This is a genomic window from Microbulbifer sp. MCCC 1A16149 (assembly GCF_050368945.1).
GTDB lineage: Bacteria > Pseudomonadota > Gammaproteobacteria > Pseudomonadales > Cellvibrionaceae > Microbulbifer.
Genome location: NZ_CP185959.1, coordinates 275,017 through 293,792, shown reverse-complemented (window position 1 = coordinate 293,792; position 18,776 = coordinate 275,017). Strand labels below are relative to the sequence as shown.

Annotated in this window: 20 protein-coding genes and 1 other RNA gene; 13 read left to right on the top strand and 8 right to left on the bottom strand. The window is 59.4% G+C overall.

The window, feature by feature from the left end; all coding sequences use genetic code 11:
* Window positions 1-57: 57 nt before the first annotated feature.
* From ACONT6_RS01240 to ACONT6_RS01225, 4 genes are all read right to left on the bottom strand, one after another.
* Window positions 58-1,293 (bottom strand): UbiH/UbiF/VisC/COQ6 family ubiquinone biosynthesis hydroxylase, encoded by a 1,236-nt coding sequence (locus ACONT6_RS01240; RefSeq protein WP_255463472.1) that lies wholly within the window; start codon window positions 1,291-1,293, stop codon window positions 58-60.
* Window positions 1,294-1,369: 76 nt separating this feature from the next.
* The gene (locus tag ACONT6_RS01235) at window positions 1,370-2,641 is read right to left on the bottom strand and encodes an FAD-dependent monooxygenase (RefSeq protein ID WP_428820083.1); all 1,272 of its coding nucleotides are present in this window, start codon (window positions 2,639-2,641) and stop codon (window positions 1,370-1,372) included.
* Window positions 2,638-3,987 (bottom strand): Xaa-Pro aminopeptidase, encoded by a 1,350-nt coding sequence (gene pepP, locus ACONT6_RS01230; protein ID WP_428820082.1) that lies wholly within the window; start codon window positions 3,985-3,987, stop codon window positions 2,638-2,640. Before pepP ends, ACONT6_RS01235 begins: the two co-directional genes overlap by 4 nt.
* A 19-nt stretch (window positions 3,988-4,006) precedes the next feature.
* Window positions 4,007-4,579 (bottom strand): UPF0149 family protein, encoded by a 573-nt coding sequence (locus tag ACONT6_RS01225; RefSeq protein WP_428820081.1) that lies wholly within the window; start codon window positions 4,577-4,579, stop codon window positions 4,007-4,009.
* A 337-nt stretch (window positions 4,580-4,916) separates the two neighbouring features.
* Between ACONT6_RS01225 and ACONT6_RS01220 the strand changes: the two genes are divergently transcribed.
* The 4 genes from ACONT6_RS01220 (at window position 4,917) to ACONT6_RS01205 (ending at window position 6,466) form a co-directional block, all read left to right on the top strand.
* The gene (locus ACONT6_RS01220; RefSeq protein ID WP_181254353.1) at window positions 4,917-5,120 is read left to right on the top strand and encodes a TIGR02449 family protein; all 204 of its coding nucleotides are present in this window, start codon (window positions 4,917-4,919) and stop codon (window positions 5,118-5,120) included.
* On the top strand, window positions 5,120-5,434 hold the full coding sequence (locus tag ACONT6_RS01215) for a cell division protein ZapA (protein WP_078085498.1): 315 nt from the start codon (window positions 5,120-5,122) through the stop codon (window positions 5,432-5,434). Before ACONT6_RS01220 ends, ACONT6_RS01215 begins: the two co-directional genes overlap by 1 nt.
* Window positions 5,435-5,626: 192 nt before the next feature.
* A non-coding RNA gene (gene ssrS / locus ACONT6_RS01210) (6S RNA) lies at window positions 5,627-5,806 on the top strand.
* A gap of 63 nt (window positions 5,807-5,869) precedes the next feature.
* On the top strand, window positions 5,870-6,466 hold the full coding sequence (locus ACONT6_RS01205; protein ID WP_428820080.1) for a 5-formyltetrahydrofolate cyclo-ligase: 597 nt from the start codon (window positions 5,870-5,872) through the stop codon (window positions 6,464-6,466).
* A gap of 132 nt (window positions 6,467-6,598) precedes the next feature.
* On the opposite strand, the gene ACONT6_RS01200 is transcribed toward ACONT6_RS01205, so the two are convergent.
* Together ACONT6_RS01200 and ilvA are read right to left on the bottom strand one after the other, a co-directional pair.
* The gene (locus ACONT6_RS01200; RefSeq protein ID WP_162276141.1) at window positions 6,599-6,739 is read right to left on the bottom strand and encodes a hypothetical protein; all 141 of its coding nucleotides are present in this window, start codon (window positions 6,737-6,739) and stop codon (window positions 6,599-6,601) included.
* 342 nt (window positions 6,740-7,081) lie between these two features.
* Complete coding sequence (ilvA, locus tag ACONT6_RS01195; protein WP_428820079.1) at window positions 7,082-8,608, bottom strand: threonine ammonia-lyase, biosynthetic; 1,527 nt, start codon at window positions 8,606-8,608, stop codon at window positions 7,082-7,084.
* A gap of 162 nt (window positions 8,609-8,770) precedes the next feature.
* Here ilvA and rpiA point away from each other — a divergent pair, with 162 nt between their 5' ends.
* From rpiA to ACONT6_RS01180, 3 genes are all read left to right on the top strand, one after another.
* On the top strand, window positions 8,771-9,448 hold the full coding sequence (gene rpiA, locus ACONT6_RS01190) for a ribose-5-phosphate isomerase RpiA (protein WP_078085530.1): 678 nt from the start codon (window positions 8,771-8,773) through the stop codon (window positions 9,446-9,448).
* 20 nt (window positions 9,449-9,468) lie between these two features.
* Entirely contained in the window at window positions 9,469-10,092 is a 624-nt protein-coding gene (locus ACONT6_RS01185; RefSeq protein WP_428820078.1) for a transglycosylase SLT domain-containing protein, read from the top strand.
* 228 nt (window positions 10,093-10,320) lie between these two features.
* Window positions 10,321-10,665, top strand: coding sequence for a DUF4168 domain-containing protein (locus tag ACONT6_RS01180; protein ID WP_428820077.1), 345 nt, complete (start codon window positions 10,321-10,323; stop codon window positions 10,663-10,665).
* Between the two features lie 62 nt (window positions 10,666-10,727).
* On the opposite strand, the gene ACONT6_RS01175 is transcribed toward ACONT6_RS01180, so the two are convergent.
* Entirely contained in the window at window positions 10,728-11,075 is a 348-nt protein-coding gene (locus tag ACONT6_RS01175) for a helix-turn-helix domain-containing protein (protein ID WP_428820076.1), read from the bottom strand.
* Between the two features lie 236 nt (window positions 11,076-11,311).
* Between ACONT6_RS01175 and ACONT6_RS01170 the strand changes: the two genes are divergently transcribed.
* Window positions 11,312-12,373 carry an AraC family transcriptional regulator gene (locus ACONT6_RS01170; protein ID WP_428820075.1) on the top strand — a complete coding sequence of 354 codons (1,062 nt, stop codon included), beginning with the start codon at window positions 11,312-11,314 and terminating at the stop codon, window positions 12,371-12,373.
* A gap of 75 nt (window positions 12,374-12,448) precedes the next feature.
* Here the strand turns inward: ACONT6_RS01170 and ACONT6_RS01165 are convergent, their stop codons facing one another.
* A complete protein-coding gene (locus tag ACONT6_RS01165) occupies window positions 12,449-13,699 on the bottom strand; it encodes an OmpA family protein (protein WP_428820074.1) in 1,251 nt (416 codons plus the stop codon).
* 242 nt (window positions 13,700-13,941) lie between these two features.
* Between ACONT6_RS01165 and ACONT6_RS01160 the strand changes: the two genes are divergently transcribed.
* The 5 genes from ACONT6_RS01160 to ACONT6_RS01140 all read left to right on the top strand — a co-directional run bounded on the left by ACONT6_RS01160 (window position 13,942) and on the right by ACONT6_RS01140 (window position 18,712).
* Window positions 13,942-14,361, top strand: coding sequence for a hypothetical protein (locus ACONT6_RS01160; RefSeq protein ID WP_428820073.1), 420 nt, complete (start codon window positions 13,942-13,944; stop codon window positions 14,359-14,361).
* 149 nt (window positions 14,362-14,510) lie between these two features.
* Window positions 14,511-15,656 carry an acyl-CoA dehydrogenase family protein gene (locus ACONT6_RS01155; RefSeq protein ID WP_428820072.1) on the top strand — a complete coding sequence of 382 codons (1,146 nt, stop codon included), beginning with the start codon at window positions 14,511-14,513 and terminating at the stop codon, window positions 15,654-15,656.
* A gap of 27 nt (window positions 15,657-15,683) precedes the next feature.
* Window positions 15,684-15,839 (top strand): DUF2256 domain-containing protein, encoded by a 156-nt coding sequence (locus ACONT6_RS01150; RefSeq protein ID WP_428820071.1) that lies wholly within the window; start codon window positions 15,684-15,686, stop codon window positions 15,837-15,839.
* Window positions 15,836-17,149, top strand: coding sequence for a DASH family cryptochrome (locus ACONT6_RS01145; protein WP_428820070.1), 1,314 nt, complete (start codon window positions 15,836-15,838; stop codon window positions 17,147-17,149). The genes ACONT6_RS01150 and ACONT6_RS01145 overlap by 4 nt, the downstream gene beginning before the upstream one ends.
* Window positions 17,150-17,179: 30 nt before the next feature.
* Window positions 17,180-18,712 (top strand): cryptochrome/photolyase family protein, encoded by a 1,533-nt coding sequence (locus ACONT6_RS01140; RefSeq protein ID WP_428820069.1) that lies wholly within the window; start codon window positions 17,180-17,182, stop codon window positions 18,710-18,712.
* Window positions 18,713-18,776: the final 64 nt, after the last annotated feature.

The window sequence follows — 18,776 nt, the reverse complement described above, 5'->3', positions numbered from 1 at the left end:
CGCGGCAGGGTTGCCGCGTTTTCGAGGTTACAGTGCGATGACGACGAGACGTGATCGCTACACCGACATGGCGCGCATGATAATCCGTTTTTTCAGCAGCGGGCTGGCGTCCACCATACTCAGGCCGGTATTGCGCAACCAGCGCCAGTGCAGGTCGCCTGCGCCAAACAGGGACTTGAAGGTACTCATGGCCTTCAACGTTGCCGCGTTTTCCCCGCGGCGACGGCGCTGGTAACGGGACAGCACCGAGGTGTGTGCCAGGGAAATATCCCGCTTGAGTGCGCGATCGATTTCCTCGCTCAGCACCGCCACGTCCATCAACCCGAGGTTGACCCCCTGCCCGGCCAGCGGATGAATGCTGTGGGCGGCATCGCCGATCAGCACCGCGCCGGGGCCAAAATAGGACTCCGCATGGCGCGCACGCAGGGCAAAGGAGAAACGTTCGCTGACGGATTCAATGGTGCCGAGGCGACTTTCGAAAGCCTTCTCCAGGTTCAGGGCAAAGGCCTTGTCATCCAGCATCACCAGTTCGCGGGCGAGGCTGTCGTCCGCGGACCACACCACCGCACAGTGACGATCATCACCGAGCCCCGCCAGCGGCAGGAACGCCAGTGGACCGGTATCCAGGAAGCGCTGCCAGGCGGTGGACTGGTGTGACTGCTCACAGCGGGCCACACATACCAGTGCGGTCTGTTGATACTCCACATCCCGGGTGCGGATGCGCAGCAGATCGCGCACCCGTGAGCGGGCACCGTCGGCGCCGATCAACAGGCGCGTGGTCAACACCGGCGACTGGTTGTCGAGGCCCTCCACTGCGTCCCGGTCAGGGCTGCGCGACTGCAGGTGCCAGAGACCGCAATCCCGCCACCAGCTTTCCAGCTTGAACCCGGTAACCAGGTCCACATTGTTCAGTTCTTCAATACGCTCGCGCAGGGCGGCCAGGATCACACTGTTTTCCACAATGTGGCCGAGATTCGGCAACTTCACATCGCGACAGTCAAACCACACAGAGCCAGTTCCTTCCGCGTCCCAGACGCGCATCTGGGTGTAGGGACACTCCCGCTTGCCCGCGATCCGCTGCCAGGCACCTGCCTCTTCCAGCAGTGCACGGGACGCCTCGGTAAGTGCAACCACCCGCGCGTCGTAACTGTCCTCGCGCACCTGCGGGTCCACATTGGATGCCTCCAGCAGCGATATACGCAATTGCGGGTGTCGCACGGCCAGCACTGCCGCCTGCGCCATCCCCACCATGCCACCTCCGACGATGGTTACGTCCATCCGCTGTCTGTTCATAGGCAGTTGCTCCCCGGAAAATTTGATTGAGTGGCCGCAGATCCACGGCCGGTACAGCTGCACCGTTATAGTGTGCTTACAGCGCAAGTCCCGCCGCTTGTCTGGCAAACCCTGCCCGCAGGGCCGGTGCCAGGGCGAGACCGAGCATCCCCGCCTGTCTCAGGCCACTGAGCAGCAGGCTGCGGGAGGCAAACAGGGGTGGAATCCGGTCGCTGAAACCGATAGTCAGCTGCTGGTCATGTTGACGTTCGCGCCAATAGGCCTCAAGTAAGTCTAGCTCGCCGGGGCCGGCTTGCCCGAAATCCGTGCCTTTCTCTGCCATTGCCCGACCAATGGTTCGAGCGAGGCTATCGCAGTCGCGCAGGGTCAGGTTGAAGCCCTGCCCGGCTACCGGATGCAGGAAGTGCGCACAGTTACCCACCAGCACCACACCGCGCCGTACCTGCTCGCGCGCCAGGGACAGCTTGAGCGGGTAGCCCTGTACCTTGCCGGCACGCACCAAGCGTCCGGCACGCCAGCCAAATGCCTGTTGCAGGTGACGGATAAATTCCGCCTCCGGCAGCGACGCCAGATGCTCCATCTCGCCCGGTTCGCCGGTCCACACCAGCGCTGCGCGGTGCATACCGTCGCGCCGGGGCAGCGGCAGCAGGGCCATGGGGCCGGAATCGGTAAAGCGCTCGTAGGCCACACCGCCGTGGTCCCGCTGCAGACCGACGGTGGTAACCAGCGCCTGCTGGTGGTAGTCCACTTCTTCGCTGGCTATCCCCAGCTGGCGGCACAGCGGCGAGCCGGTGCCATCGGCAACCACCAGCAGGCGTGTAGCGAGCACGCGCTCCGCGTCAGCCCCATCCCGCCAGACGATACTCGCACCCTGTTCGTTCATGGTCACACGTGCCACTTCCGCCGGCGCCAGCACCTCCACATCGGTATCGCCCAGGGCGCGATGCAGCAGTGGTCCGAGGGCGGCATTTTCGATCACCGCCCCGAGCATGCCATCAAAACTCGCCGCCACCTCGCGTCCGGCATGCAGACTCGCGCCGAGGGTGTGCCCGCGGTCCGAAACCTGTACCCGGGCAATCGGTGCCGCGTATTCGCGCAGCTGCGACCAAAGGCCCAGTTGTTCAAATATCTGCAGGCTACCGGCGGCGATGGCGGTGGCACGGGTATCAAAACTCGGCAAGTTCAGCACGGCATCGCTGTTCGGCAGCGGGTGTCGCTCGAGCAGGGAGACTTTCAATTCCGGGCAGTGATGCGACAGCAACAGCGCCAGACAGGCACCGGCCATTCCGCCGCCGACAATCGCGATATCCGTTTGCCGACTATCGGGGGTTTGTTCAATCGAGGTCATAACAGCGCCTCCTGGACCAGATCGCCCTCGCGCATCAGGTATTCGATATCCGCAATAGTTTTTGGCGCCGTGGCAGAAAGGACCTGCGGTCCGTCTTTGTTCAGCGCCACATCGTCTTCGATGCGGATACCGATACCGCGGAATTTTTCCGGAACACCGGCATCCTCCGCGGCAATATAAATTCCCGGCTCCACCGTCATGGTCATGCCGGCCTCCAGCTGGCGCCACTGGCCATATACCTTGTAGTCGCCCACATCGTGCACATCCATGCCCAGCCAGTGCCCGACCCGGTGCATGTAAAAACGGCGATAGGCGCCGGACTCGATGAGCCCGTGCAGGTCGCCCTGCAGCAGACCGAGATCTTTCAGGCCGCGCACAATCACTTCCACGCTGGCGAGGTGTGGCTGATCCCAATCGTTGCCAACGGCAATTTTATCGATCGCCGCCAGCTGGCTGGCGAGCACAATTTCATACACCGCCCGCTGCGGTCCACTGAAGCGACCATTCACGGGAAAGGTACGCGTGATATCCGACGCGTATCCGCGATATTCACAACCGGCATCGATCAACACCAGGTCGCCATTTTTCAAAGCGGCGTTATTGGCGATGTAATGCATCACCAGCGCATTGCGGCCACCACCGACGATACTCGGATACGCGGGCTCGCGCGCACCGGCCAGGGCGAAGGAATGCAGCAGCTCCGCTTCCAGCTGGTACTCGTACATTCCCGGGCGGCAGCGCTGCATGGCGCGCCGATGCCCCTCCGCACTGATTTCCGCCGCGCGCGCCATCAGGCGGATCTCCGCCGCGCTCTTGAACAGGCGCAGGTCGTGCAAGTGTGGATCCAGGCTGACCATTTCCGGGGCTCTACCCTTCGCAGCAGACACGCCACCGGGGGCCTGCTCGATAGCCTGTAAATAGCCCTGCAGACGGCGATCCAATTGCGGAAAGCGTCCCATGGTGTAGTAAATGAAATCCCGTCCTTCCAGCAGGCCCGGGAGAATATCGTCGAGGTCGCCAATGGGAAATGCATCGCACAGACCGCAGTGTTCCGCGGCGCGCTCCGGCCCCAGGCGCGGACCGTCCCACATTTCTTTTTTCGCATCCCGCTCGCGACAGAACAGCAGTGTTTCTCCCTGAGCGCGCCCCGGTACCAGTACCAGCATGGACTCCGGTTCATCAAAACCGGTCAGATAAAAGAAATCACTGTCCTGGCGAAACGGAAAATAGGTATCGCGCGAGCGCAGCTGTTCGCGGGCGGCGGGCACAATGGCGAGGCTGTTGCTATCCAGGCCTTCGATCAAGCGCTGCCGGCGGCGGGCATACTCGGCTTTGGAAATATTCATAACGGGGACCGCAATACGCTCAGTGCAGAGTCGGGCCCGCGGGCTTGTCGCCGCCGGCCGGCTGGGTGGGTGCAGCGCATTCGATAAAAATATTCAGGGCCGCCATGCGCACATATTCCTGCACTTCAAACAGCTGACGCTCCTGCTCTGCACCATTTTCCATGGACCCTGCATCCAGCTGGGCGATTTCCGCAAAATCCTTCAGCGCCTCGCTACTTGTAGGCGGCAGCTCACCGGAATATTTGCCGATACCAAAGCCATGCAGGAAACCTTCGCACCACAGACACAGGGTCTGTCCGCGTTCGGCCAGTTCATCACTGGAACTGAGCAATGGCTGAAAAGAAAAATCCTTATCGGAGAGTTCACGCAGGCTCTGCTCTGTTAATAACAGGCTGTCCCGGGTCAGGTCTGCGGGTAACGCATCGAGATCCAGGAACTCTGCCACTTCCTTTTGCCAGCGGGCTTTATCCGGACGCGCACCCGCCGCAAGCAGGCCGCAGATAAAACCGTGCAACTCGCTCGGTCCGATTTTGCCTCCCGCTGCCACTATCTGGTTGGCGAGATCATCGAACGAAACCTGCACTGCGGACATAAATACTCCTGGTTACATGGGCGAAATGTCGCGGCCGCCGGAAAAGACGGCTTGGCCACAAAATAATTCACCTTGTGCTGAAAATTTGAACGGCGCCCGGGAAAAACTGTCGGTCACCGCCGACAATCAGGTGTACCAATAGGCATTCCTCACCGGATGTGCGAATAAATCGCCAAACTGGTGAAATAATGGCTGGCGGCCGCCTGGTTGAGCGTCACATAGACACTGGGGACAATTGACCCCCAAATACACCGGCAATATAGTAGCGGAATCCCCCGGCTTGCGCAGGTCACAGGACGTTCGCGGGAATAGGCGGACCACGGAACACGCAGGATATATGGACAAGATACAGGCGTTAGAACTCAAGCTGGACTCACTGCTTCAGCAGTGCCAGCAGCTGGCCGCAGACAATCGCGCCCTGCGCGAGCAGGAAGGCCAGTGGCAGCGAGAGCGCCAGCGGCTGATTAAAAACAACGAAGTGGCCCGCAGCCGGGTTGAAACCATGATCAACCGACTCAAGGGCCTGAGCCAAGACAACTGATGAGCAGCAAACCGCACAACTCAGCCACGGTCGCCGTGACGATTCTCGATAAAGAGTATCGTGTCGCCTGCTCGGAAGAAGAGCAGCCAGGCCTGCAGGCGTCTGCAAAATTGCTCAACGAACGCATGGCCAAAATCCGCAACAGTGGCACGGTAATCGGCGCCGAGCGCATCGCGGTAATGGCGGCGCTGAATATTGCCCACGAATTGATCCAGGCCAAGGCCGATCTCGCGCGCCAGCCTGTGGAAGACGACATGCTCGATCGCCTGCACGACAAAGTGCAGGCTGCCCTGGAAAAATTCGACAACCTGTAAACACAATTCCTCGCGGGTATTGCAATTGGAATACCCGCAAAATTCCTACCAGATTAAATGCCTGCACCGCTGCTTGTTAACGCGACTACGCAATTTTCCGCAGCCATCTCTACAACTTGACTATCGCTAAAAAGCACATTTTGGCGCGAAAGTGCGTTTAGCCAAGAGTGGCAGTAAGAGGTATAATTCTCTCTCGCCCTGAAGTGTTGGCCAGTTGACTATGTCCTGAGCCGATAATTCTACCCTGGAGGTTCCCAGCGGATGTTGGTGTGCAAGTCCGCCACGCAGCGGAAAGCCTTATGCATTCCGGAAACCCCCACCTTGAGCCTTACGGTTCAAGGCTATGTCATCAGCCGCATTTTCGGGGCACCTGATTTCCCTCCCTGTTCCGGTCGAATCTGACCAGAACAGTCCCGCGCCGATAACACTAACCCGATGCCCAATTCCGCCACGCCATCCAAGCAGCAGCTGCGCCGACAGATTCGCGCCGCGCGCCGGGCACTCAGTCCCAACCAGCAGCGGCTTGCCAGCCGGCGACTGTGCGCGCGCCTGGCGCTGTGTCCGGAGCTCAAGCGGGCCCGCCATATAGGTCTCTACTGGCCTTCGGATGGCGAGATAGACCCGCGCCCGCTGTTGCGACGGTTTCCGCACAAACGCTTTTACCTGCCCACCCTGCCCCGCGCCACGCGCACGACCATGGACTTCCTGCACTGGCCGGGAGCCACACTGCGCTATCGCAATCGTTACGGGATACCGGAGCCGGTGATCGGCCGCAGCCATCCCAGAAACCCGCAGCAGCTGGATCTGGTCCTGCTGCCGCTGGTGGCGTTTGATCCCAGCGGCGCGCGCCTGGGCATGGGCGGCGGCTACTACGACCGCACCTTCGCGTTCAAACACCTGCACCCGGGTAGCGGCCCCAAGCTGGTGGGTATTGCCCACCAGTTGCAGTGCGTGGCGCACCTGCCGATGGAGAGCTGGGATATTCCATTGATTCTGGTGGCCACAGACCAGCGCCTCTACCGCTGCCGGTGACACGCGAGTCAGCGGTTACTTACCGTGGGAGACTTGGGGCATCCAGTATTCGACCAGGCACAAAAAAGCCGAACCACTGTTTCCAGGGTTCGGCTTTTTTGATTTGGCGTCAGCCAGCGGCGGGCGAAGGGATCAGCGAGTGACCACTCCCTGCTGCAGGGCTGCCGGCGCCTCTTCCTCATCGGAGGAGAACACTTCGGTCAGACCGGAACTACTCAGCAGTACGCCCGCAACAAAGACAACTACTGCGAGTGTCAATGCATCGGGTTTCATGGGGACCATCCTGTAAGATTGGAATTCTTGTTGTTTTCGATCTTTTTTTAATCCTGGCGATCTGCGCCGCCAGTGCTGGTTTGGACCAGAGATTGCCGGAAAGTTCCCGCCGACGAGAAAAAAATCCCGCCGATTTGCCCCTTCGCGACTACCCATTGTGACCAAACAGCGATCAAAAGATACTCGATCGATGGCCAAATAGTAACCCGTCAAGCGACTTTTTTTGAGAAAACCCTCACACTTTGAGAATTGCAAGTTCGACAGACCGATTCTGGTGATCTACTCACCGCGAAAAATGACGACCAGAGCACATTTTGTACGCCAGTCGTCATCGAGGCGCGATCAAGCGCCTCGCCCGCGCGACAGGAAGAACCGGTAGGCCGGGTTTTCCGTCTCGTCCCAGAACGGGTAGTGCAGCTGATCCAGCAGTGCCTTCAGCGCCGGCCGCTCGTCCTCGGTAACCTCCAGCCCCACAAGTACCCGCCCGTAGGCAGCCCCGTGATTGCGGTAGTGGAACAGGGTGATATTCCAGCGTCCCGCCAGCTGATCCAGGAACTTGCGCAGGGCGCCGGGGCGCTCGGGGAACTCGAACCGGTACACCACCTCGTTATCGATGCCGGGCGCACGCCCGCCCACCAGATGGCGGATATGCAGCTTGGCCATCTCGTTATCGGTGAGATCCGTCACCTGGTAACCGCCCTCCTGCAACTGGGCCACCAGCTGCTGGCGGTCCGTATCGGTGCTGACCTGCATCCCCACGAAGATATGCGCTTCGCCACTGTTGGCGTAGCGGTAGTTGAATTCGGTAATGGAGCGATCGCCCAGGTCGCGACAGAATTGCAGGTAGCTGCCCGGCTTTTCCGGAATAGTCACCGCCAGCACCGCCTCGCGCTTCTCTCCGATCTCGGTGCGCTCGCTGATATAGCGCAGGCGATCAAAATTGGTATTGGCACCGCTGCACACGGTCGCCAGGGCCTGGTTCTGCTGACCGCTCTGCTCCGCGTATTTCTTCAACCCGGCAAGGCCCACCGCACCGGCGGGCTCGGCGATGGAACGGGTATCCTCGAAGATGTCCTTGATCGCCGCACAGATCTCATCGGTGGTCACGGTAATGACGCCATCGATGGTTTCGCGCAGTACGCGGAAGGTTTCCTCGCCAATCTGCGCCACGGCCACACCGTCGGCAAACAGCCCCACCTGGGGCAGGCGTTCGCGGCTATCCGCTTCCATCGCCACCTTCAGGCAGGCCGCGTCTTCCGGCTCCACCGCGTAAACCTTGATCTCCGGGCGCACATATTTGATATACGCCGCCATGCCCGCTGCCAGGCCGCCGCCGCCCACCGGGATGAACACCGCATCCAGGTTACCCGGGTGCTGGCGCAGCAGCTCCATGGCCACCGTGCCCTGTCCGGCAATCACATCCGGGTCGTCGTAAGGGTGAATAAACACCAGGCCGCGCTCTTCCACCAATTGCTTGGCGCGCGCCGCCGCTTCATCAAAGGTATCCCCGTGCAGCACCACTTCCGCGCCGCGCATGCGCACCGCGTTCACCTTGATTGCCGGTGTGGTGGATGGCATCACGATGGTGGCGCGCACGCCCATCTGCTGGGCACCCAGCGCAAGTCCCTGGGCATGGTTACCCGCGGAGGCGGCAATCACGCCGCGCGCGCGTTGCTCTGGCGGTAGCTGCAGGAGCTTGTTGTACGCGCCACGAATCTTGAAGGAGAACACCGGTTGCAGGTCTTCGCGCTTCAGCAAAACACGGTTGCCGAGGCGATGGGACATCTGGCGCATGGGCTCCAGCGGGGTTTCGATGGCGACATCGTAAATGCGCGCGTCTAAAATGCGCTTGATATAGGACTTGGGCATGACAGAAATCGGCAGCCGGTGGATGTTAGGGAGCCCGCCAGTCTAATCGCTACGCAGCACCAAAGCCACAGATAAGCCGGTTTTGCGCGAAAAAATCTTCGCAAGCGGGCATTTTTATCGCAAACATTGCACAAGGAAGCCTTCCCCTCCATGAAAGAGCCCATCAATCAGGATCAACTCAAGCAGGATGTCGCCCGTGCCGCGGTGGAATACATCACCCCCATGCTAGACGCTGACACCATCGTCGGCGTTGGCACAGGCTCCACTGCCAACTACTTCATCGACTTCCTGGCAGAGAAAAAGGGGCTGTTCGACGGCACCGTGGCCAGCTCTGAAGCCTCCGCCGAGCGCCTCAAGTCCCACGGTATCCCGGTCTACGACCTCAACTCGGTGGACGGTATCCGCGTGTATGTGGACGGCGCCGATGAAACCAACCCGCTGCTGCAACTGATCAAGGGCGGCGGTGCGGCGCTGACCCGGGAAAAAATTGTAGCTGCCTGCTCCGAGGAATTTGTCTGTATTGCTGACGATAGCAAGTGGGTGGAAGTGCTGGGCAACTTCCCGCTGCCGGTAGAGGTGATCCCCATGGCGCGCTCCTACGTGGCTCGCGAGCTAGTGAAGCTGGGCGGTGATCCGGTGTACCGCGAGGGTGTGACTACCGACAACGGCAATGTCATCCTGGATGTGCACAATATGCAGATCGCCAAACCGCTGCAGCTGGAAAGCGACATCAACAATATTACCGGTGTGGTTACCAACGGCCTGTTTGCCGCGCGCCCCGCAGACATCCTGTTGCTGGGCACCGCCGATGGCGTCAAGACCATCAAATCGAAAGTCTGAGACCCTCAATTAGTGGACCAATGACGAAAAACAATAATGTATGGAAACTGGCACTGCTCGCCCTGCCGCTACTGGCGGCGGGCTGTGCCACCACACCACCCAGCAACACCGACAATGTGTGCGAAATTTTCCGCGAGAAGGACGACTGGTATCACGACGCGGCCAAATCCGCGCGCAAGTGGAACACCCCCATCGCCACCATGATGGCCACCCTGCACCAGGAATCCCGCTTTGTGCACGATGCCAAGCCGCCGCGTACCAAGATCCTGTGGATTTTCCCCGGCCCACGTCCGTCTGATGCCTACGGCTATTCACAGGCACTGGGCACCACCTGGAAGAGCTACCAGCGCGCCACCGGCAACTACGGTGGCGACCGCGACGATTTCGAGGACGCCATCGATTTTGTCGGCTGGTATCACAACACCAGCCAGCGCCAGTGCCGTATCAAGTCCAACGACACCTACCACCTGTACCTCGCTTACCACGAGGGCCAGGGTGGCTTTAACCGCCGTACTTATCGCAACAAAAAATGGCTACAGAAGGTCGCTCACAAGGTGTCCGCACGGGCGCAGAACTACCAGCGACAGCTGAATAGTTGCGAGGCCTCGCTCAAGAAGCGTAAAAAATTCCTCGGCCTGTTCTAACTTTGCGCAGGCACCAGCGCACAAATTCTTTGCCGCCAGCCCAGTCTGGCGGCAAATGGCGCAAACACAGCGGAATAACAACTACCCTTTGCAGACAGCGCTTTGCCGCGACAGCGGACTTGATCACGGACTTGATCAAAGCTTCCCTGGCCAAGGCCCTGTAGCCCTCAATTGACGCTGGGCGTGCACACTGCACAGAAGCGTATTCTCAATAACGAGAGGTGCTTAATGAAGCCGACCGCCATCTACTCCGCCGCACTTGCTCTGGCTCTCGCCGTTTCCAGTGCCTTTGCAGAAACCGCCGTGAGCGACGCCCAGCTGAAGAAATTCGCCGATGCCTACCGCTCCATCGTTACCCTGAGCCAGGAATACGCGCCCAAGATCAAATCTGCAGCGGACGCTGCTGCCGCGGAAGCGATCAATGTGGAAGCCCAGTCCAAGATGGTTGCAGCGGTGCAGAGTGCTGGCCTGAGCAAAGAAGAATACCAGGGCATTGCCACCCAGCTGCGCAACGATCCCGCGCTGCTGCAGCGGGTAAACGACATGCTGAAGAGCGCCGCTGCGACTCAGTAACAGCCCTTTGCGAGCCCGGAATCATCCCCCCGGGCGCGCGCTTTCCCCCTGCCCTTGCACAGCTATTTTTCCGGTGACGGAATCTGTTCCGGCGCCAGCTCCAGCACCCGGGCGATATCCGCCAGGTGCTGGCATACCCACCCCTTATCGATAGAACCCCAGTCCTGCAGCGCGTAGTAACCGTCGTTATTGCGCACCCCCTGCTGCACAAACTCCACCTGGGTTCCATGTCCCGGTAATCCCTTGGCGATGACATCCTGGATAGTGCGACGCGGCCAGCCGGTAATCTCTTCCAGTGCGGGATTGTTGGGACGGGGCAGGCGCGCGATCAGGTAGGCGATCAGCAGGCGTCGACAGATGGTAGGATTGAGGTCGACTCTGGGGGGCTCGTTCATCGAAGGCTGGGTCATGGAGGCTTCCTGTCTCACAAATTTCGGGTTACCGCTTGCTCCATTTGTAGCACACAAACAGCCCAAATTTCCAAGACTGCACCGCCTCTGGCGCCCGACACACCGCACAGCGCGGGACTTTTTATGCACCTTTTTGCATAATCTCCCACCAACCCCGCGCCACTCCAAGAATTAAACGGGCGCAGACAGGTATCCAGAGCCTGCGAATACTCCTCACTGATAGTGGAACCGGAAGCGTGATTGCAGAAACTGAAACCCCCGCTCAGGACAGTGAGCAGCCCGCCAAATCCTTCACCGAGCCCGGCATTCTGGCCGGTGCGGTATTTGCCCATCTCGCCGGAGCCCGCGCCGCGGGTATCGACTGCGACCAGCTGCTGTGCGATGCAGGCATCGACCCGGCCACCACCACCGCCCCCAATGCCCGTGTGGGTCGCGAGCAACTGGCGCGACTGCTGCGACTGCTGTGGGATCAGCTGGGGGACGAATCTGGAGGCTATCTGGCACGCCCCTGGTTACCGGGCACCTTCGCCATGATGGGACATGCCACCATCACCTGCCCCACCCTGCGCCGCGCCCTGCTGCGCTCCAGTCGCTTTGTGGCGATGGTGAGCGATGACATTCATATCAAGCTGGTGGAAAACGGTGAGGAAGCCCGCCTGATCTTCCACCACGAGAACCCCAAGCAGCTACCAAACCAGAATTTTGTGGAATCCATGGCGGTGATCTGGCTGCGCTTTTTCAGCTGGATGATCGACCGCACCATCCTGCTCGAGCGGGTACATCTCGCGTTTCCGCCACCGGATTACGACGAAGACTACAACGACATGTTTCCCTGCCGGCACTACTTCGAGCAGTCGGAAACCTGCCTGGTATTCAACACCCGCTATCTCAGCTTGCCGCTCACCCGCGACGCCCAGCAACTGAGTGAATTTCTCGCCCGCGCGCCCGAATGCCTGCTCACCCAGTACAAGTCTGATAACAGCTTCACCGGACGTATCCGGCGCATGCTGCAGGGTGACAACAGTATCGAAAACCTGTCGCTGGACGATGTGGCGGAACGCTTGTACACCTCGCCACAAACCCTGCGCAGGCGCCTGAAAGACGAGGGCAACAGCTGGCAGGACATCAAGGATTCCGTACGCCGGGACATGGCCATGTACCAGTTGAAGCAGCAGGAAACTGCGGTGGCGGAAATTGCCGAACGCCTCGGATTTTCCGAGCCCAGCGCCTTCAACCGCGCGTTTAAAAAGTGGACCGGCCTGGCGCCCGGTGCCTACCGGGAAAAATACCGCAGCTGACAGCAGCGAATCGCAAACGACAAAAAGAAAAACCCGCGGCGAACCGCGGGTTTTTCCGTTCGGGGCAGTGAAAAATTATTGCTGTTCGAAGGCAGTCACCTTCACCGCAATGCGGCGATTCTTCTGCTTGCCTTCCTCGGTGCTGTTATCCGCAACCGGATTGGCCGGGCCGAATCCAACCGCCTTCATACGGCTCTCGTCGATACCTGCATCCACCAGCATCTTCATCACCGCCTGGGCGCGGGACTCAGAAAGTTTCTGGTTTGCGCCGGCATCGCCATCGCTGTCGGTGTGCCCTTCGATGGCAATCGACAGACCGGGGTTTTCCTGCATGATGCTGATCAGTGTCTGCACGTCCGGCAGTGATGCGGCATTGGGCATGCTGCCATCGGTGGGGAATTCAATATTGAGCGCAAACTCGCGATTTGGATCGCGGTTGGCATTGTCCAGGTACTCCCGGAACGATTGCCCAAAATCCGCACTTTCAGTATCTGTAGCGGTACCCGAGTCGGTGGACATATCGGTGTCCGGGACTGTGGTGGTGCCGCCATCCAGGGTCGGGTCCGTCGGGGTTTCCTCGACGATCACCTCATCCTGCTCCATCACCGCACCACCGGAGCCATCGTCCATTTTCTCTTTCTTGGCGCACATATTCAGCGCCCAGAGTACCGCCAGTGCAATCAACAGCGGCCACAGCCATTTGCCAAAACCGCTCTTTCTTGCCGGCGGCGGGGCCTGCGCAGCCTGTCGCGGAGTGGTTTCCACCACGGTGCGTTCGGCGAGCTCATCCAGGTTGTCAGCGCCCAGCTGTTTCAGCAGCCCATCGGGTAACTGCCCCTTGAGGTGGGCTTTCTGTCCCAGCAGTAACGCTGCCAGGCCCTCCATATTCAGGCCTTTGCTTTTTACCAGCTTGCCCACCAGCGACATGATTACCGGTGCCGCGATGCGCAATAAAGATCCGCTCTTGGTGTTGTCGAGCCCCAGCGCACTGGAGATGACATTGATCACACCGTCTTTGTTGCTGCTGAATACCGAGTCCAGCATGCTGCCGCCCACGTCCTGCAGACTGGTCATTTTGTCGGGGCTGGTAAAAATATCTCCGGGTGACGACAGGTCCATACTGGTGCTCTTGGTCGCCATGTTCAGCAGTGCGCCCAGGCCACTTTCGCTTCCCGCCTTGTTCAGCATACCCGCAAGCACGGATGCCGCACCGGTGGTGAACGCGGATTCACTCTTGTCTTCACCCAGCCCCAGCGCGTTGCCCAGTGCACTCAGGCCCGAAGAGCCCAGGTGTCGCACCGCCATTTCGAGAAGATTGTCAGCCATTTGCGTACCTCGCGATTGTGTTCGATGGAACCACTCCCAACAGTGTACGGCAGCAAAATCGACCGGTTAGGTCATTTCAGAATAACCATTTCGGCATGCATCAGAATGTGGAATTCAGTGCAACGAACAGGGTTCCACGCCCGCATTGCAGAGGGCCGGAAACTTGCATACCTCAAGTTGGTCAGAGGAAGTACCATAGAAACGGTCAAAATTCGCCAATAATCAACAATAACGGAGACCAGATGCACCAACAGATATCCTTTAGCACGCTTGCCGCCGCCCTACTCTTGGTTACCGGGTGCAACGGTATCCAGTTCAATACCAACGCCGGCCCCTACGTGTCCGACCGGCTCAGCAGCACACTGGTGCGCGAGTACACCATCTCGGAAATCAGCCGCTACAACGCCACCACGCTCGGATTTGTGAATGCCTCTTATTGCCAGGAAAAACTGGATGAGCGGAAGGCGAGCAAATCTGCCCTGGTGCGCGACCTGAAGGTGCGCACCCAGAAAATGGGGGGCAATGGTCTGGTGGTGGAAGCTTGCGGGACGAGCGAATTCAATGGCTGCCTCAGCTATATCGAGTGTCGCGGTGTCGCCTATGCGGTACCGGAGCGCAAAGGGGACGACCTGCCCGCTAATGCCGCCAGCACGCATTTCTAGATCTACACGGATTAAAGGATTGGCAATCGCGTCTGGCGCGTAACGACATTCCATCTTCTCGCTGTTGGGCTAACTTAAGGAGATGTCAGGTGCAGCGATTGCCTGGCATCTAATTAATCAACCAACAATAAATTCAGCGAGAGAAGTCCATGATCCCGAGAACCGTTTACTCTGCCGAACACGAGCAATTCCGCGACAGCGTGCAGAAATTCCTCGAGCAGGAAGCTGCCCCCTATCACCACCAGTGGGAAAAGGACGGTCAGGTAGACCGCGAATTGTGGCGCAAGGCCGGAGCCATGGGTTTTCTCTGCCCGCAGGTTCCGGAGGCCTATGGCGGCCTGGAGCTGGACTTCGGCTATAACGCGATTGTGGATGAAGAGATTTCCCGCCTGGGGCTGACCGGCATTGGCTGGGGCCTGCACTCGGATATCGCCGTCCCCTACATCGTCAATTACGGCACCGAGGAGCAAAAGCAGAAGTACCTGCCCGGCTGTATCAGTGGCGATATCGTCACTGCCATCGCCATGACCGAACCCGGTGCGGGTTCAGACCTGCAGGGTGTGCGAACCACCGCGGTTAAAAACGGCGACCATTACCTCCTCAACGGCTCCAAAACCTTTATCACCAACGGCCAGCACGCCGATCTCGTGGTGGTGGTGGCGAAGACCGATCCCACCGCCGGTGCCGCCGGTGTCAGCCTGTTACTGGTCGAATCGGACAGTCCCGGTTTCAAGAAAGGCACCAATCTGGAAAAGGTGGGCATGAAGGCCCAGGACACTTCCGAGCTGTTTTTCGACGACGTCAAGGTACCGGCAGAAAACCTGCTGGGCGGCGAGGGCCAGGGCTTTATTTACCTGATGCAGGAACTGCCCCAGGAACGCCTGAGTGTTGCGGTGAATGCCATCGCCAACTGCGAGGCCGCCATCGGCTGGACCATTGAGTACGTCAAGGACCGCAAAGCCTTCGGCAAACCCATCGCCGCGTTCCAGAATACCCAGTTCAAGCTCGCCGAGCTGGACAGCGAACTCACCGCCCTCCGGGTATTTATCGACCGCTGCCTGGAACTGCACTACGACAGAAAACTGGATGTCTCCACTGCCGCCAAGGCCAAGCTGCTGGCCACGGATTTCCAGTGCAAGCTGCTGGATGAGTGTATGCAGCTGCACGGCGGCTTCGGCTATATGTGGGAATACCCCATCGCCCGCGCCTGGGCAGATGCGCGGGTACAGCGGATTTATGCGGGAACCAACGAGATTATGAAACTGATCATTTCCCGAGACCTGCTGAAGGAATAGTCGCCCGTTTTTGAAGCGGGACTGTCGATGAAAAGTAAACAGGAGCTGCCCGTAAAAACCTGTCCGGTTTGCGGGCGGCCATTTACCTGGCGGCGCAAGTGGAAACACTGCTGGCACCATGTGCGCTACTGCAGCGAGCGCTGCCGGCGGCAACGGCGGACTAAATCCGCGGAGGCGCAGTGAGACTGATCTGGTTTCTCAACAATCTTCGCTGCCACGACAATGAAGCATTAACCCGCGCCTGTGCAGAGAATAGCGGCACCCCGGTGGCCGCGTTCTACTGTTTTGATCCTCAGTTTTACTGCCTTGATCAATATGGTTTTCCGCGCACCGGAAAATTCCGCGCGCACTTCCTGTTGCAGAGCCTGCGCGATCTGCGACAGCAGCTGGCGGACCTGAATATCCCGCTACTGGTTCAGCAGGGGCCGCCGGCAACAACCATACCGCCATTGATCGCCAAGCACGGGGTTACCGATATCTACCTGCAGCAGGAGTGGACCCGCGATGAGCGCAGTGCGCTGCAGTCGCTAAGCGCTTCACCAACCCTGGACTCGGTCACCATTCACGCATACTACGACCAGTTCCTGATCCACCCCGATGATCTCCCTTTTGCGGAGCTAACCGATCTTCCCGAGGTTTTCACCAGATTCCGCAAAACCGTCGAGGAGACGCTTCCGGTCCGCCAGACACTGCCGGCCCCTGCACCGCGCCCAGCGGCAAACCTCACAGCCACCTACGGCAGCAGCGAACTCCCCTCCATCGAAGCGCTCGGGCTGGCGCAACCGATGCCGGACCCGCGCAGCGCCTTTCCCTTTGCCGGTGGCAGCACTGCCGGGCACCAGCGAATCCGCGACTATTTCTGGCACACCGAAAACATCACCCGCTACAAACAGACCCGCAATGGCCTGGTCGGCACCGGGTACAGCAGCAAGCTCTCGCCGTGGCTTGCCAATGGCAGCCTGTCGGCCCGTGAGGTTTTCTGGCAGCTGAAAGCGTTCGAGCGGGATGTCAAAGCCAACGAGGACACTTACTGGCTGCAGTTTGAACTGCTGTGGCGCGACTATTTCAAATATATCTCGCTCAAGCACGGCGACCGGATATTCGCCCTGAGCGGCATTCAAAGTCGCACGTATTCGTGGCACCTGGACGAGGAAAAACTCAGCGAGTGGCGGGAGGGGCGCACGCCCTATGACTTCGTCAACGCCAATATGCGGGAATTCGCGGCCACCGGCTGGATGAGCAATCGCGGCCGCCAGAATGTGGCCAGCTACTGGGCGCGCGAGCTACAGCAGGACTGGCGTGCCGGCGCCGCCTGGTTTGAGAGCCAATTGATCGATTTCGACGTACACAGCAACTACGGCAACTGGATGTACAACAGTGGCGTCGGCAATGATCCCCGCGACCGTCACTTCAACATCCCGCTGCAGGCGGAGAAATACGATCCGGATGGCGCATACCGTCGACTATGGCTGGCGGATACCACCAGACAGTAACCGGATGTTCAGAGAAAGTGAGAGATTCCGTTGAAAACCCTGAGACTGATCCTTGGCGATCAGCTGAACCACAAGCACTCCTGGTACCGCAACGACGATAAAGACACCCTGTACTTTATCGCCGAGATGCGCCAGGAGACCGACTACGTCAAACACCATATCCAGAAAGTCGTGGCCTTCTTCGAGGCCATGGACGCCTTTGCCCAGTGGCTGCGCGAGCGCGGCAAGCAGGTGGTGTATTACCGGCTGGATGACAGGCACAACACCCAGAAGCTGGGCACCAATATCGCCGCACTGATCGAACAGCACGGCATCGAAAAGTTCGAATACCAATTGCCCGACGAATACCGTCTGGACCAGCAGCTGCGACAACTGGCGGACGACCTGAGTATCGACAGCGAGGCTTTCGATAGCGAGCACTTCCTCACCACCCGCAGCGAACTCGGGGAATTTTTCAGCGATAAAAAGTCCCTGTTGATGGAGAGCTTTTACCGGCATATGCGGCGCAAACACGATGTTCTGATGGAAGGTGATAAACCCAGCGGGGGCAAGTGGAACTTCGACGAGAGCAACCGCAAGAAATGGAAGGGCCAACCGGAGATCCCCCACGAAAAGGGATTCCGCAAGGATGTGCGCGAAACGCTCGCGCGCATTGAACAGGCCGGGGTAAAAACCTTCGGTAATATCGACCCGCAGCAATTCAACTGGCCCACCACGCGCGCGGACTGCCTGAAAGTCCTGCGCTATTTCAGCGAGCACCTGCTGGTGCACTTCGGTGATTACCAGGATGCGATGGACCCGCAGCAGGCCTACCTGTTTCACAGCCGCCTCAGCTTCGCCATGAACAGCAAGCTGTTGCACCCCATGGAAGTGATCCAGGCGGTAATCGAGTACTGGCAGGCCAACCGCTCCACCATAACCATCAACGAGGTGGAAGGCTTCGTGCGGCAGATCCTCGGCTGGCGGGAATACATGCGCGGGGTTTATTGGCGCGAGATGCCCGGCTACGCCCGCTGCAACCGCCTGCAAAACCACAATGACCTGCCGGACTTCTACTGGACCGCCGACACGCGGATGAACTGCCTGCACCACGCCATCCGCAACAGCCTCGACCACGCCTACGCCCACCATATCCAGCGACTAATGATCACCGGCAATTTTGCCCTGCTCACACAGGTGCACCCGGATCAGGTGGATGCCTGGTACCTGGGTATCTATATCGACGCCATCGAATGGGTGGAGATCACCAATACCCGGGGCATGAGCCAGTTTGCCGACGGCGGCCTGGTGGCGACCAAGCCGTACATTTCCAGTGGCAGCTACATCCAGAAAATGAGCAACTACTGCGCCGGCTGCCATTACAAGGTCAAGCAAAAAACCGGAGACGAGGCCTGCCCCTTCAACAGCCTGTACTGGCACTTCCTGGCGGACAAGCGCGCGCACTTCGACGGCAACCCGCGCATGGCAATGATGTTGAGCCTGCTGGACAAAATGGACAGCGAGGAGCTGGAGGCGCTGTCTGCGCGCGCCACGCAGATTATTCGCAACCCGGACGATTTCTAGCCACTGCCCCAGTCTGTGGTGCGCTCGGTTTATTTCGCGAAATGGCAGCGGTATCCTTGCGCCT

What these genes read in the sequence shown, in the direction of transcription:
- ilvA (WP_428820079.1), bottom strand. Translation starts at nt 8,608, where the DNA reads ATGCCCAAGTCCTATATCAAGCGCATTTTAGACGCGCGCATTTACGAT.
- ACONT6_RS01200 (WP_162276141.1), bottom strand. Translation starts at nt 6,739, where the DNA reads ATGAAACCCGATGCATTGACACTCGCAGTAGTTGTCTTTGTTGCGGGC.
- ACONT6_RS01215 (WP_078085498.1), top strand. Translation starts at nt 5,120, where the DNA reads ATGAGCAGCAAACCGCACAACTCAGCCACGGTCGCCGTGACGATTCTC.
- pepP (WP_428820082.1), bottom strand. Translation starts at nt 3,987, where the DNA reads ATGAATATTTCCAAAGCCGAGTATGCCCGCCGCCGGCAGCGCTTGATC.
- ACONT6_RS01165 (WP_428820074.1), bottom strand. Translation starts at nt 13,699, where the DNA reads ATGGCTGACAATCTTCTCGAAATGGCGGTGCGACACCTGGGCTCTTCG.
- ACONT6_RS01225 (WP_428820081.1), bottom strand. Translation starts at nt 4,579, where the DNA reads ATGTCCGCAGTGCAGGTTTCGTTCGATGATCTCGCCAACCAGATAGTG.
- ACONT6_RS01150 (WP_428820071.1), top strand. Translation starts at nt 15,684, where the DNA reads ATGAAAAGTAAACAGGAGCTGCCCGTAAAAACCTGTCCGGTTTGCGGG.
- ACONT6_RS01175 (WP_428820076.1), bottom strand. Translation starts at nt 11,075, where the DNA reads ATGACCCAGCCTTCGATGAACGAGCCCCCCAGAGTCGACCTCAATCCT.
- ACONT6_RS01240 (WP_255463472.1), bottom strand. Translation starts at nt 1,293, where the DNA reads ATGAACAGACAGCGGATGGACGTAACCATCGTCGGAGGTGGCATGGTG.
- ACONT6_RS01235 (WP_428820083.1), bottom strand. Translation starts at nt 2,641, where the DNA reads ATGACCTCGATTGAACAAACCCCCGATAGTCGGCAAACGGATATCGCG.
- ACONT6_RS01180 (WP_428820077.1), top strand. Translation starts at nt 10,321, where the DNA reads ATGAAGCCGACCGCCATCTACTCCGCCGCACTTGCTCTGGCTCTCGCC.
- ACONT6_RS01220 (WP_181254353.1), top strand. Translation starts at nt 4,917, where the DNA reads ATGGACAAGATACAGGCGTTAGAACTCAAGCTGGACTCACTGCTTCAG.
- ACONT6_RS01160 (WP_428820073.1), top strand. Translation starts at nt 13,942, where the DNA reads ATGCACCAACAGATATCCTTTAGCACGCTTGCCGCCGCCCTACTCTTG.
- ACONT6_RS01185 (WP_428820078.1), top strand. Translation starts at nt 9,469, where the DNA reads ATGACGAAAAACAATAATGTATGGAAACTGGCACTGCTCGCCCTGCCG.
- ACONT6_RS01205 (WP_428820080.1), top strand. Translation starts at nt 5,870, where the DNA reads ATGCCCAATTCCGCCACGCCATCCAAGCAGCAGCTGCGCCGACAGATT.
- ACONT6_RS01155 (WP_428820072.1), top strand. Translation starts at nt 14,511, where the DNA reads ATGATCCCGAGAACCGTTTACTCTGCCGAACACGAGCAATTCCGCGAC.